A 12,875-nucleotide genomic window follows, 5' to 3' on the forward strand; every position below is an offset into this window, starting at 1 on the left:
GATGGCGCCATCGGCTTCGTTGGATTGCTCCTACTCGTCGCGTGCATGGCGGTGTCGTACTACTACCCCTACCCAAGTGGTAAGCGCCCGGATTTTCTGAGCCTGCTGATGCTCTGGGCACGCGAGGCATTCATCCTCGTCGTTGCGCTCGCTGGCCTTGTCGTACTCGGAATCTCCGCAGGCATCAAGTTCATCAGGAGCCTTCGGGAACCCGGCGCCGAGCGGAAAAGCTGACAAGACTGGCATCAGGCAGTCTTCAGCGAAGCGCTTCGCAGGCACACGTTGGCCGGAGATGCAACGGGTCGCCCCTAGGCCACCAGGCGAGACAGATGACAGGCAACAGTCGGCCAGAAGCGGGCGACTGCGAGAGACGCCTTTCAGGTAGGCTAGGGTCATGATCGTTCCTCCGCCGGTTGAGAAGCTGCCCATCTTCGTTTTGGGCGCTGTGCTAGCGCTTATCGGCGGATTCCTCGCGATGCAGGAATCCATGTTCAGCTGGGCGCAGCTCGAAGCAGTTGCGATGGTCGTCGTTGGCTTGGGGGCGGCTGTGTACGACGCGGCTCGGCGCGTGCGGCATGCTAAGCAGACGGAGAACGACGACGCGAATGCCGATTGATGCTCGCACGGGCTCGCCGTGGTTGGCGCCTGACGGCCAGTACCTGCCAGTCGCCGACGGCAGCTTCCGGGTCGTCTGGCGAGACCATGCACGTACGCCCAGCTAGCATACGCAGCCATGAAGGCACATGTCGATCTCTCAATTTTCGCGTCGCCGACGGAGTCCTTCGGCATGGCTTCCGGCCAACTCGACTTCGAGGTACTACCAAGGCAAGGCGAAATAGTCTCATTCGGCCAGTCAACTGCCAATCCACCGGCTGTGTTGCCGCGAATCGACGGCTTTTCGTTCCAGCTCAGAGTCGAAAACGTGATCCATGCGCCTCGTGGCGCAGCATTTTCCGCGATCGTCATGCTCGAACCTGCAGTGCTGCAAAGCAGCGCACAAGCTGCTGCCCTCGGTGAGTACCTGGAGCGAGGCTTCGGACTCTTCGTTGACCCGTTTTGAGGAGGCTCTGTTGTCGGCCATTTCCTGCCGGTCACGAGCGACCGCTTTTGAGTAGGCTCCACGGAAACCGCGAGGCAACTTTCCACCATGGTTGATTCCAACGACTTCGATCCAGAGGATGCAGCGCCCTACGAACCAACGGATGAAGAGATCGCGCAGATGCGCGCCTCCACGTCAGAGGAGCGTTCTGCTGCACAGGTACTCATTCTTCGGGAATGCACAGTTCATTGGCAGAAGGTGGCGAAGATCGTCGGCGATCTCCTCGCGGAATTTGATCAGACCTATCCGCACCTTCCCTTGGCCTATCTGCAGGCGACGATGCAGAAGTTGGAGGACCTGGGGAAAGTCGAAATAGTCGGAGATGTTTGGGCAATGCGCTACTCAGAGATTCGTCTTGCAAGGCCAAGCCTGGGCCCCCGTGAAACCTAGCCATTCAAGCGAGGCGGCAGTCAACGGCGGCCAACTCGGCCCCGTGGTGCCCAGCCTGCTAGGCGACAGTCGAAAGATCACAGTCGGCTACGAACTGTCGCTCATCTGCGACGGCTCCCGGGGCGACTAGCGCTATATGTGGATGCTTTCACAGGTAGTACGATGAAGGCGTCAACCACGTCGAGTGGGCCGTGAAGCCGGTCGGCCACGAGTTCGATCAAAGGGTCTGCCATGAGTCAGAAGGTGCCACCAAAGTGTCCATATTGTGGATTCGGTGTATTCACAAATCGGTATCCAAGGTGCGAACGCTGCGAGAGGCAGCTGCCGAGCGATATGGTTCTCTCGCCAGCGGAGCTGGAGAAGGTCTTTGCACTGGAACGCGAAGAGCGACAAGCAGCCCTCGAAATGACCCGCCGGAAGGAGATGGCTACGCGTGTGAGTGGCCTCGGGACTGAACCGCTGTCCCCTCTGGACTTGTTATCGCTGGGCGACCTTTTGAGTTGAAGTACGGCTGCAGTGAAGCACCGGCTGGGTCGCAGCTTTGATGCGTGGGTCGACAGGCAACACACGGCCACAAGCGGCCTGTCGCGACTGTCGGGTTTCGGGGTTGCCAGCTACCCTCGCCACATGGATCAACAGCAACGCGTTCACCTTGACCTTAGTGCCGATGAGGCGCTCGTGTTCTTTGAGTTCGTTAGTCGCTTCGCGGAGTCTGATCAGTTGTCGATAGCGGACCAGGCTGAGGCCAGGGCTCTTTGGAACCTTTGCAGCCTGCTCGAAAAGCAACTGTCCGAGCCCTTCTCCGCAGCGTATTCGGATCTGCTTGCGCAGGCGCGAGATCGCCTCCGTGATGAAGACACGTAGGCGACTGGCTCTCGACGGCCACGAGCAGCCCATGGCAAACGCCCCCTTTTCGGGCACGTAGGCGTGGCACAGTCGAGGTCGGCTTCGCATCGCGTGCGCGGCGCTTCCATAGCGAGAGTCTGCCCGGCAGGCCGAGCGAGCCTCTCGTGTCAAACGCAAGGACTCACGTGGAGAACGATTCACCTACTGCCGCTTTCCGACTCGGCGCATGCCTGCTGGCGGCACTCGTCGGACTTGCTCTAGGCTTCGTGCCGGCAATCGGGTTCGCCGCTGCTTCAGTATTTCCCTCCGTTCCGTTCGCAGCTTGGGTGTTTGGAACATCCGCCATTCTCGGAGCCGTCTCATATGTCGCCCCTTCCTTTGCGTTCGCGCTCTTCCCTGCTGTGGCGCATATGTTCGCTGGCGCGGCGAAACAGGCGGTCTGGCCAGGACGCAACGATCTTCCTGGTCCAGAGCCCTCCGCGCCCAGCTATCTCAAGGTAGCGTTCTATGCCGGTGCGGTCGCGCTGGTCGTGATCGTTTTGATCGTCAAACGTTCCTCGTAGGGATGGAGTGCCGCTGACGCCTTCACCGACTGGATACCATCTCTTGAGCGTCATGAAACATCTTCTACTCGCACTCGTCGCCTCGTTCGCTGCCTCATCCGCGTCGGCCTGTTCGTCGCCTAGCCAGCCTACAAGTGAGGAGCTGTTCGCAAAGGCCAATTCAGTCTTTCGCGCCCGCATCACAGAGGCGAAGCTGGCCAAGTTCGCCAGCCCACTGAGACCCGGCGAGCAAATCGACGTAGTGGAGGCCAAGTTCGAGGTGAAGGAGGTCTTCAAGGGAACCCCTCCTGGTCTCGTCAGAGACTTCCCGTTCGGTCCAGGAAACTGCAGCCTGGGCCTCCTTCCCGGTGTGGAGTACGTCTTCTTTCCGGGCGAGAACGACTTCGTCCTCATACTCAGTGGCTCATTTGCGTTCCTGAACGCTGAGGGCAACGAGGTCAAGCCGCACCTTGAGGCACTCCGACGCCAAGCCCCCTCGGGGCCACGATGACGCCCAACCTTTCCATCGAGCGGACGCCTTCCAGTTGGAAGGTCACCCCTCACGGCAAACGTTGAACGGCTGCTTCCCAGAGGCTTGCTCAGCCTAAGCCGACTTCCGCTTTGGGTCGACTGTGTGAGTTCGCGGGCGCGCGGAGCGGACGTCCAGCCGCGCCATGTCGAGGCGGAGGCGAACCTCATCTCGCCCAGCGTTGCCGATGGCGGCTCTCAGCGTCAGCATTCCCGCGGTGAGCGGACATTCGAACTCCCTGGCCGACCGGCAGCAACCGCTGCAAAGGCGTCGTCCAGGTTGACTGATTGCTTCAGGCTGGTTGCGGTCGGTCACAGCCCGTCGCTAGCGGCGCAAATCCAGCGGCGACTTTCCGGACCAGCGCTTAAAGGCATGTCGGAAGCTGTTTGCGTCGCTGAAGCCCAGGGCGGCCGCGATGTCCTCGATTGAGAGGTTCGTGGTCCCCAGGTAGTCCAGCGCCAGGGCATGCCGCACGCTTGACGAGAGCTCGCTGAACGAGGTGCCTTCGGCGTCCAAGCGGCGCCGCAGCGTGCGCGAGGTCATGCACAGCGACGAGGCGACATCCTCGATGCTGGGGAAGCGTCCAGGGATGCGGGTGATCTCTTCGTAGACGCGGCGAGTGAGCCCGGCCTGCCAGGCGATCTGCTCCAGCAAGCGCTCGCAGGTCTCGGACATCTGCGCCGCCGTAAGCGGATTTGCCATCTGTGGGGCACGGTCCAGCCACTCGCGCGGATAGTGCAGCTCATTGCTCGTCTGATCGAAGGCCACCGGACAACCGAGTGTCCGCGCCACCTGCTCCGCGTACTCGGGTGGGGGCATCGCATACAGCGCCTGGGCTGGCACGCACCACGGGCCCATCGCATCCTTGACGAGGGTGGCATGGAGCGCGAACTGCATGTCGAGGAAGAAGCGGTACTCGACCGCGCTGAGCTCGAGCATCGCGAGCTCGGCGTGGGTCGGCATGTGCCAGACCGCCTTGCCGCCGTCTTCAGACAGGGTGACGGGCATCACCGGCGTGCCGAGCTCCTGGTAGCGCATCGACATCTCGAAGCCCTGTCGCATGGTGACCGCACAGAGCATGGCGTAGCCGTAGAGGCCATAACTGCTGACGTGAAGACGCTGGCCCACCATCAGGCCCAGGCCGGACGCCGGACACAGCCGCAAGGCGTTGCGTCCGACGGTGAGCAGTTGCTGCACCGAGGTCCGCACGCTGGGGTCGCGGACCTGYTCGACTCTCAGTCCGGTGCCAGCCAGGGCGGTCTCGCTGGCCACCCCGTGCTCCGCCAGGGCCTCCACCACCGTCAGGATCTTGAGGGGCGCATAGACCCTTTCGCGCAGGCTGAGCGCGGTGTGGGCTGAGAACCCGGGGGCAGGCTTCGCGGGTTTCAGGGTGGAGACAGAGACGTCGGGCATGGTCGCGGGCAGTCCGGTGGAGGTATGGGGTTTTCCCGTGGGTGAGTATTGCAGGCGGGATCGCGCCGTTCGTCGCGTTGTCCGAACCGATGCCCAAGCTGTCCGACTCTGACTTTGCGCGGCGCACGCCAACGAACAGACTTCTGTTTGTCGAGCGCACTCTCCAAGCGGTGCGATTGACGGCCCCGCGCGGGCACTTCCGCCCGCGGGGCCGGCGCTCCACGGCATCTCCACCCCAGGCTTTCGGCTCGACCCGCCGGCCCGGCGCCAGCGCTCGTGCTGGAGGGCTGACGACTCCACCCAATTCACCTGTCATGAATGCGTCATCGTCACCGGATCAGCCTCGGATCTCGCCGCTGCGCGCGGCGGTCGGGGTGTTGCTCGGCCTGACCCAGGGGTTCGGGCTCTATTTGGTGAGCAACAACCTCGGTGCCATCCAGGGCTCGCTGGGTGCCACCGCGGCCGAGGCCAGCTGGCTCACGACGGCTTACTTTGCAACGGCGCTGTGGGCCACGCTGCTGATCACGAAGATGCGTCTGCATGTGGGGCTGCGGGCCTTCACGGCGGCCAGCCTGTGGCTGTTCATGGGCGTCTGCGCGCTGCACCAGCTGGCCGACAACCTGAGCTCGGCCGTCGCCGTGCGTGCCGCGCTCGGCCTGACAGCTGCGCCGCTGAGCACGCTCGCGGTCTTCTACATGATGGAGGCGCTGCCGCAGAAGCTGGCGCCGTTGGCGCTGCTGGCCGGCTTCGCCTGCCTGCAGCTGCCGGGCCCGCTGAGCCGCGTGCTGGCGCCCGAGCTGCTGGACGCAGGGCGCTGGCACGGCCTGTTCTCGCTCGACGTGGCGCTGGCGTTGCTGAGCCTGGCTGCCATTCATCTGGTGCCGTTGAAGCCGCAGCCGCGGCGGCCCGCCTTCGACCGCGGCGACCTGCTGGCGTTTCCGCTCTACGCGCTCGGGCTGGCCTTGTTGTGCGTGGCGGTCTCCCAGGGGCGCCTGGCCTGGTGGACCGACGCGCCGTGGCTCGGCCGCTGCATGGCCGGTGCCATCGCCTGCCTGGCGCTGTACGCGCTGGCCGACCTCAACCGCGCCAGCCCTTTGCTGGACCTGCGCTGGCTGGCGCGGCCCTACATGCTGCGCTTCGTGCTGGGGGTCCTGCTGTTCCGCATCGTGCTGTCGGAGCAGACCGTGGGGGTGGTGGGGCTGATGTCGGTGCTTGGCCAGTCCAACGAGCAGATGCGGCTGCTGTTCGCCCTGGTGAGCGCAGGACTGGTGGCTGGCTTCGCGGTGGCCCCGGCGATCGCGGTGCGGCGCGGTGCGCCGCTGCTGTCGGTGCTGGCTGCCGCCTTGGTGGTGCTTGCCGCGTGGATGGACAGCCACGCGAGCGCGCTCAGTCGCCCCGAGCAGTTCTACCTGAGTCAGTCCCTGCTGGCCGTGGCGCTCGGCCTGTTCTTCTCGGCTTCGCTGCTGCTCGGTTTCGGCCCGGTGATGGAGGAGGGGGGGCAGCACCTCGTGAGCTTCGTGGCCGCCTTCAGCGCGGCGCAACTGCTGGGCAGCCTGCTCGGTTCGGCCTGGGCCAGCACCTGGGTGGCGCAGCGCCAGTCCTGGCACTTCGACGCGCTGGCCCGGCAGATGGCCATCGGCGACCCGCAGGTGGCGCAGCGCGTCGCGCAACTCGGCGACTGGGCGGCGCGCGCGATGGGCGACCCGGCGGGCCGCGCTCAACAGGGGATGGTGCTGCTGCACCAGCAGATCACGCGTGAGTCCTTCGTGCTGGCCTACAACGACTTTTTCCTGCACACCGCCGCCCTGGCCGCTGGCCTGTCGGTGTGGCTGGCGGTGCTGGCGTGGCGCGGGCGGCGCCGCCGGGCCGCCGCCACAACGGCCGCGGCCGCCATTTCTGCCTGACAACCAACGACCTGAAGTCATGTCCAAGTTCCTGAAGACCGGCAACGTCCTCGTTGCGGCGGCCGCGCTCGCCGGCATCGCGCTCGTCCTCCATGCCTGGCGGTTGCCGCCGTTCCGCGACGGCATCGAGGCCACCGAAAACGCCTACGTGCGCGGCAGCGTGACTGTCATCGCCCCCAAGGTCGATGGTTACGTGGCCGAGGTCCTGGTGCAGGACTTTGCCGCCGTCGAGGCCGGCCAGCTGCTGGTGCGCCTAGACGACCGCAACTACCGCCAGCGCCTGGCCCAGGCCCAGGCCACGCTGGCGGCGCAGAAGGCCAACCTGGCCAACGTGGTGCAGGCCCGCCATGTGCGCGAGGCCGGCGTCGCCAGCGCCCAGGCCCAGCTGGCGGCGGCGCAGGCCCAGCAGTTCAATGCCGACGCGCAATGGACGCGCGCCCACGCCGACCATCGCCGCTCACTGGCCCTGGTAGGCGACGGCTCGGTGTCGCAGCGCGAGCTCGAGCAGACCGAAAGCGCGTTGCGCCAGACCGAGGCCGGACAGCGCCAGACCCAGGCGCAGGCCCAGCAGGCCCGTTCGGCCATCGCCTCGGCACGGCAGGAGCTGCGCGCTGTGGAGGTGAACCGGCAGGCCATCGAGGCCGCCATCGAAGGTGCCCAGGCAGTGGTGCGGCTGGCCGAGATCGATCTCGAGAACACCCGCATCCGCGCGCCGCGCAGCGGGCGGCTGGGCGAGATCGGCGTCAAGCTCGGGCAGTACGTGACGCCCGGCGCCCAGCTGCTGGCGGTGGTGCCCGAGCAGGTGTGGGTCGTGGCCAACTTCAAGGAGGACCAGACCGCCCGCATGGCGCCGGGGCAGCCCGCACAGCTGCAGGTGGACGGCCTTGGCCACGCGCGGCTCAAGGGTTGGGTGGAGCGGCTGTCGCCGGCGACGGGCTCGGAGTTCAGTCTCTTCCGCGCAGACAACGCCACCGGCAATTTCACCAAGGTAGCGCAGCGCATGCCGGTGCGCATTGCGGTGGATGCCAACGAGCCGCTGGCAGGCCGACTGCGGCCGGGCATGTCGGTGATCGCCGAAGTCGACACGGAGTCGCTGCACCCATGAAGCCGCCGCGTCGTTCGCACCTGCTGGCAATGCCAGGCGTGCTTTCTTTGGCACTGACGCTGGCCGCCTGCGCCGAGCGCCCGGTGCAGGCCGTACCGGACCGGGCCACGCCCGCGGCATGGCGCCACGCGGCGGGCAGCCGGCGCCTGGAGGCAGACTGGTGGCAAGGTTTCGGCGACGCCACGCTGACGCGGCTCGTCGGCGAGGCCCTGGCCCGCAACCAGGACCTGCGGCAGGCGGCCGCCCGCGTGGCCGAGGCCCATGCCCTGGCGGTGGCGCAGCACGCGGCCTTCTGGCCGAGCCTGGACGTCGGTCTCGGTGCAGCCCGCTCGCGCAGCATCAGCGACGTCACGCTGAAGCCTTATCTCTCCACCGGGCACCAAGAGCTGTTCCAGGCCGGCTACGAGGTGGACCTCTGGGGCCGCATTGACGCGCTCGCGAGCGCCGCCGACAGCAGTGAACAAGCGAGCCGCGCCGCCCGCGACTCGGTGGCCCTGAGCGTGGCGGCAAGCGTGGCCCAGGCCTACATCGGCCTGCTCGAGCTGGATGCGCAAATGGCACTGGCGCAGCGCACGCTGGCCTCCCGTGAACGCTCGCTCGCGCTGGTGAGCCAGCGCCGCGGCCAGGGCCATGCCAGTGCACTCGACCTCGCGCAGGCCGAGGCCGAGCGGCATGCCAGCGCCCAGGTGCTGCCGCAGCTCCAGCGCGCGCTGGAACGCCAGGAGGCGCAGCTCAACCTGCTGCTGAACCGCGCGCCCGGGCCTGTGGAGCGTGGCGGCGCGCTGAGCGCGCTGCGGCCCTGTGCGTTGCCCGATGCCGGCCTGCCTTCCGAATTGCTGCGCCGCCGGCCCGACGTCTATGCTGCCGAAGTGCAGGTCGCGTCCAGCGATGCACAGCTGGCCGCGGCCCGCTCGCAATGGCTGCCCTCGCTGCGTCTGAACGCGAGCCTCGGCCGCACCGGCGCCAGCGTGCTGCGCGGTGACCCGTTCACGATCTGGAGCCTGGGCGGCAGCGTTCTGGCGCCCCTCTTCAACGGCGGGCGACTGCAGGCGCTGGCCGATGCCAGCGCTGCGCGGCGCGACCAGGCCCTCGCCGGATACGAGCGCGCCGTTCTGGGCGCCTGGGCCGAGGTGGAGATCCAGCTCAACGGCCACGCGCAGCAGCAGGCCCAGCTGGGCGAGGCCCTGGCCCAACGCCAGGCGGTGGCTGAGTCGCTGCGGATTGCCGGGCGGCGCTTCCGCGAAGGCTACGCGTCCCACCAGGATGAATTGCTGGCCGAGCGCAACCTGTTCGCGGTGGAGCAGGGCGTGCTGAGTCTGCAATCCGGGCTGCTGCAGAACCAGGTGGCGTTGTTCCGTGCACTGGGCGGCGGCTGGTCGGTGGCGTCGCCATGACCGCAAGCTGTCCCGCAGCATGACCCTCGCCAGTGAGTGAGCTGCGCCTGTCTTCTCAACTCCTCTGGTACTCGCCCAGCCCCACTGCTTCAAGGAGCGCTCTCATGAGCACTGTCAGCATCTTGTTATCGACCTTTGTCTTGTCGGTGGTTGCGTTGCTGGTCTTCATCTGGACACAGCGAAGCGCCCTGTTCGAGCCCCGCGCCCGGGGGAGCGAAGTCATCTTCGCGCCGGGCGAGATCGGTCGCTCCGAAGATCCCGCCTCCGGGATTCTTCCGCCGGCGGCCAACGCGGAACTGATGCAGCGCGCCAGGGCCGATGCATCGACCGCGCCGCTCGTGTTCTTCTTTCTCTGTTGCGCTTTCGCGTGGCTGCTGGTCGCCTCGGCAGCGGGCCTGACTGCCTCCATCAAGCTGCATGCGCCGGACTGGCTGGCGGCGCAGCCCTGGCTCACCTTCGGTCGCATCCGCACGGTTCACCTGAACGCCGTGGCCTATGGCTGGGCGCCCATGGCGGGCCTCGGAATCGCGCTGTTCATCATCCCGCGCCTGCTGAAGACGGAACTGGTCGGCGCGAAGTACGCCTTCCTGGGCGCCGCGCTGTGGAACGCCGCGCTCGTCGCGGGCCTCGGCGCCATCGCAGCCGGCTTCAGTGACGGCCTGGAGTGGCTGGAGATCCCTTGGCAGATCGACGTCCTGTTCGTGGTCGCCGGCGCGTTGGTGGGCATGCCGCTGGTGCTGACGCTGCAGAACCGCAAGGTGGACCATCTCTACGTGTCGGTCTGGTACATGGGCTGCGCACTGTTCTGGTTCCCGGTGCTCTTTCTCGTCGGCAACCTGCCGGGCTTGCACCGTGGCGTGCAGCAGGCGGCGATGAACTGGTGGTTCGGCCACAACGTGCTGGGCCTCTTCTATACGCCGCTCGCCCTGGGCGCCGTCTACTACTTCCTGCCCAAGGTCATCGGCCGGCCGGTGCAGAGCTACAACCTGTCGCTGCTGGGCTTCTGGGGCCTGGCCTTCTTCTACGGCCAGGTCGGCGGCCATCACCTCATCGGCGGGCCGGTGCCCGGGTGGCTGGTCACGCTGTCCATCGTGCAGAGCGTGATGATGGTGGTGCCGGTGCTGGCCTTCACGGTCAACCAGTACCAGACCTTGAAGGGCCACCTCGGCGCGCTCGGCCGTTCACCCACGCTGCGCTTCATCGGCTATGGCGGGCTGATGTACACGGCCAGCTCCATCCAGGGGAGCCTGGAGGCGCTGCGCAGCGTGAACGCGGTGTCCCACTTCACGCACTTCACGGTGGCGCATGCGCACCTGGGCCTCTACGGCTTCGTGACCATGGTGTTCTTCGGCGCCATCTACTTCATCGTGCCTCGTGTGTCGGGACGGGAGTGGCCGTCGCAGGCCCTCATCGCTGCGCACTTCTGGCTGGCGGCCATCGGCATCGCGATCTATTTCGTGTCGCTGACCATCGGGGGCTGGCTGCAGGGGCGCGCGATGCTGGACGCCAGCCGGCCGTTCATGGAGTCGGCGGCGCTGACGCTGCCCTACCTGAAGGCGCGCACGGTGGGCGGCGCGCTGATGGCGCTCGGCCATGTGGTGTTCGCCGTCCACTTCCTGCTGCTGCTGGCGGGCCGATCCGTGGGCCGCAGCCAGCCGACCTTGCTCACCGCACTGTGAGGGCCGAGCCATGCACAACGAAACAAGACTGATCGCGGGTGGAATGACGATGCTGAGCATCGCGACCAGCGTCCTGGTGGTGGTGCCCTACATGACGGTGCGGGAGCTGAAGGCCCCGGCCGCGCTCAAGCCCTACGCGGCCGAGGCGCTGCGTGGCCGCCATGTCTACATCGCCAATGGGTGTGTCTACTGCCACTCGCAGCAGCCGCGTGCCAGGAGCCTGGGGCCCGATGCCGCCCGGGGCTGGGGGCGGGCCAGCGTGGCGGCCGACTACGCCTACGACACGCCGCACCTGCTGGGCACCATGCGCACCGGGCCGGACCTGTTCAACATCGGCGCGCGGCAACCGAGCGACGCCTGGCATCTGGGGCACCTGTACCAGCCCCGGGCCTACGTGCCGGGCAGCGTGATGCCGGCCTATCCCTTCCTGTTCAACATCCAGGACCGGCTGCACGGTGGCGACACCGAGGTCCCCCTGCCGCCGGGCCAGGCGCCGGCCGGCCGGCACGTGGTGGCCACGCGCGACGCGCTGGACCTCGTCGCCTACCTGAAGTCGCTCGACCACACCTACCCGGTGGCGGAGGCGCCCGCGGACGCCGTCGCCGACACGCGTTGAAGTCCACGAGGCCGACATGACCCCGATTCCTCCGATCTCTGAGCCACAACGGCGCGAAAACCCCGACCCGCATGAACGGACGCAGCCCGTCCCGCCGACTGTGCTGGTCGCGGTGGCGCTGTTGTTCGCCTTCGGCGTTGCCTACATCGCCGGCTCGGACGTCGAGACGCCGGCCGCCTGGGGCGATGGCCGGCAAAGGACCGAACTCGGGAGTGCCCCGGCAACGGGCACCGCGGCAGCCGACGGCGCGGCCGTATTCGGGTCGCGCTGCGCGGCCTGCCACCAGGCACAGGGCCAGGGAATGCCGGGCGTGTTTCCGCCGCTGGCCGGCAGCGAGTGGGTGAACGGGCGGGACAGCACGACCGCCGCGATCGTGCTCCATGGCGTGACCGGCAGCCTGTCGGTGAAGGGCCAGACCTACAACGGCACCATGCCGGCTTTCGGCGGCACGCTCAGCGACGCCGAGATCGCGGCGGTGCTCAGTCACGTGCGTTCGCAGTGGGGAAACCGGGCCGCCGCGGTGAGCCCCGATGTCGTGGCAAGGGCGCGAGCGACGCACCAGGGGCGCACGGCGCCCTTCGGCAGCCATGACCTGCCGCCCCACGACTGAAGCGATGGCGCAACTGGAGCAACGGCAGGCGGGCCACCTGGGCGCAACGCTGCTCGCCTGCGCGTTGGTGATGGGCGCGTTCGCGCTGGGCACCGCGCGTCTCACCGCGGGCCTGGAGCACTGGACCTTCGAGGCGCTGCGTCGCGGGCAAGCGTCCCGTGGCGCGATGCGTTTCCCGTCGATGGAGCTGGTGGATGCGTCCGGGCGTTGGCGGCAGTGGCCGGACTCGGGCCCTGGCGAAGTCCTGCTGGTGGATTTCATCTACGCAGGCTGCGCTTCTGTTTGCCAGGCGCTCGGGGATGAGTTCTTTCAGGCACAGCAGCAGATCCTGCGCGATGGCTCGGGCGTGCGCCTGCTGTCGGTGTCCATCGACCCGGCGAACGACACGCCCTCGGCACTGGCCGCGTACGGTCTTCGCCACCACGCGGATGCACGGCTGTGGACGCTCGCTGCGCCGGCGACCGTGGAGGAAGGGACGCGCATACGCCAGGCCGTGGGCGTGGTGGCCGTGCCGGACGGTGCTGGCGGCTTTGCGCACAACGGCACTATCCACATCGTCGACCCGCACGGCCGCGTCGCCGGCATCTTCGATACCGCCGACTGGCAGCGCGCACTGACACTGGCGCGGCAGCTGGAGGGCACGCGTCGATGACGCGCCTGCGATGCCTCCCCGCGCTGCTCCTGCTCCTGCTGCTGGCCCTGCCGGTCGTGCGCGGCGGGCTGGAGGCGCGCATGAGCCTGCACCTGT

At 67.3% G+C, this 12,875-nt stretch carries 15 protein-coding genes; 14 read left to right on the forward strand and 1 reads right to left on the reverse strand.

The features are described 5' to 3' along the window. From AC1DXV_RS23365 to AC1DXV_RS23395, 7 genes are all read left to right on the forward strand, one after another. The coding region (locus AC1DXV_RS23365; protein WP_477935782.1) for a hypothetical protein at positions 1 to 234 on the forward strand (234 nt) is incomplete at its 5' end. 160 nt (positions 235 to 394) lie between these two features. Then, entirely contained in the window at positions 395 to 616 is a 222-nt protein-coding gene (locus AC1DXV_RS23370; RefSeq protein ID WP_477865488.1) for a hypothetical protein, read from the forward strand. A gap of 117 nt (positions 617 to 733) precedes the next feature. Continuing rightward, a complete protein-coding gene (locus AC1DXV_RS23375) occupies positions 734 to 1,060 on the forward strand; it encodes a hypothetical protein (RefSeq protein ID WP_477935784.1) in 327 nt (108 codons plus the stop codon). Positions 1,061 to 1,147: 87 nt separating this feature from the next. Beyond that, on the forward strand, positions 1,148 to 1,489 hold the full coding sequence (locus tag AC1DXV_RS23380; RefSeq protein WP_477865486.1) for a hypothetical protein: 342 nt from the start codon (positions 1,148 to 1,150) through the stop codon (positions 1,487 to 1,489). Between the two features lie 627 nt (positions 1,490 to 2,116). Next, on the forward strand, positions 2,117 to 2,353 hold the full coding sequence (locus AC1DXV_RS23385; RefSeq protein WP_477865485.1) for a hypothetical protein: 237 nt from the start codon (positions 2,117 to 2,119) through the stop codon (positions 2,351 to 2,353). A gap of 167 nt (positions 2,354 to 2,520) precedes the next feature. After that, the gene (locus AC1DXV_RS23390) at positions 2,521 to 2,898 is read left to right on the forward strand and encodes a hypothetical protein (RefSeq protein ID WP_477865484.1); all 378 of its coding nucleotides are present in this window, start codon (positions 2,521 to 2,523) and stop codon (positions 2,896 to 2,898) included. 43 nt (positions 2,899 to 2,941) lie between these two features. Further along, entirely contained in the window at positions 2,942 to 3,388 is a 447-nt protein-coding gene (locus AC1DXV_RS23395) for a hypothetical protein (protein ID WP_477865483.1), read from the forward strand. Positions 3,389 to 3,730: 342 nt separating this feature from the next. On the opposite strand, the gene AC1DXV_RS23400 is transcribed toward AC1DXV_RS23395, so the two are convergent. Then, positions 3,731 to 4,819 (reverse strand): AraC family transcriptional regulator, encoded by a 1,089-nt coding sequence (locus AC1DXV_RS23400; RefSeq protein WP_477865482.1) that lies wholly within the window; start codon positions 4,817 to 4,819, stop codon positions 3,731 to 3,733. Positions 4,820 to 5,133: 314 nt separating this feature from the next. On the opposite strand from AC1DXV_RS23400, the gene AC1DXV_RS23405 reads away from it, so the two are divergent. The 7 genes from AC1DXV_RS23405 (at position 5,134) to AC1DXV_RS23435 (ending at position 12,779) form a co-directional block, all read left to right on the forward strand. Continuing rightward, on the forward strand, positions 5,134 to 6,723 hold the full coding sequence (locus tag AC1DXV_RS23405; protein ID WP_477865481.1) for an MFS transporter: 1,590 nt from the start codon (positions 5,134 to 5,136) through the stop codon (positions 6,721 to 6,723). A 19-nt stretch (positions 6,724 to 6,742) separates the two neighbouring features. Further along, the gene (locus AC1DXV_RS23410) at positions 6,743 to 7,828 is read left to right on the forward strand and encodes an HlyD family secretion protein (protein ID WP_477865480.1); all 1,086 of its coding nucleotides are present in this window, start codon (positions 6,743 to 6,745) and stop codon (positions 7,826 to 7,828) included. Then, positions 7,825 to 9,222: an efflux transporter outer membrane subunit gene (locus tag AC1DXV_RS23415; RefSeq protein WP_477865479.1), complete on the forward strand. Its 1,398-nt coding sequence runs from the start codon at positions 7,825 to 7,827 to the stop codon at positions 9,220 to 9,222. The genes AC1DXV_RS23410 and AC1DXV_RS23415 overlap by 4 nt, the downstream gene beginning before the upstream one ends. A gap of 104 nt (positions 9,223 to 9,326) precedes the next feature. Next, a complete protein-coding gene (locus AC1DXV_RS23420) occupies positions 9,327 to 10,901 on the forward strand; it encodes a cbb3-type cytochrome c oxidase subunit I (RefSeq protein ID WP_477935786.1) in 1,575 nt (524 codons plus the stop codon). A 10-nt stretch (positions 10,902 to 10,911) separates the two neighbouring features. After that, entirely contained in the window at positions 10,912 to 11,517 is a 606-nt protein-coding gene (locus AC1DXV_RS23425; RefSeq protein WP_477873745.1) for a cbb3-type cytochrome c oxidase subunit II, read from the forward strand. A gap of 16 nt (positions 11,518 to 11,533) precedes the next feature. Beyond that, positions 11,534 to 12,127, forward strand: a complete 594-nt coding sequence (locus AC1DXV_RS23430; protein ID WP_477935788.1) for a c-type cytochrome — start codon at positions 11,534 to 11,536, stop codon at positions 12,125 to 12,127. Positions 12,128 to 12,131: 4 nt separating this feature from the next. Continuing rightward, positions 12,132 to 12,779 (forward strand): SCO family protein, encoded by a 648-nt coding sequence (locus AC1DXV_RS23435; RefSeq protein ID WP_477935790.1) that lies wholly within the window; start codon positions 12,132 to 12,134, stop codon positions 12,777 to 12,779. The last annotated feature ends 96 nt before the right edge of the window (positions 12,780 to 12,875 follow it).

The organism is Rhizobacter sp. P3_C12, from assembly GCF_056402735.1.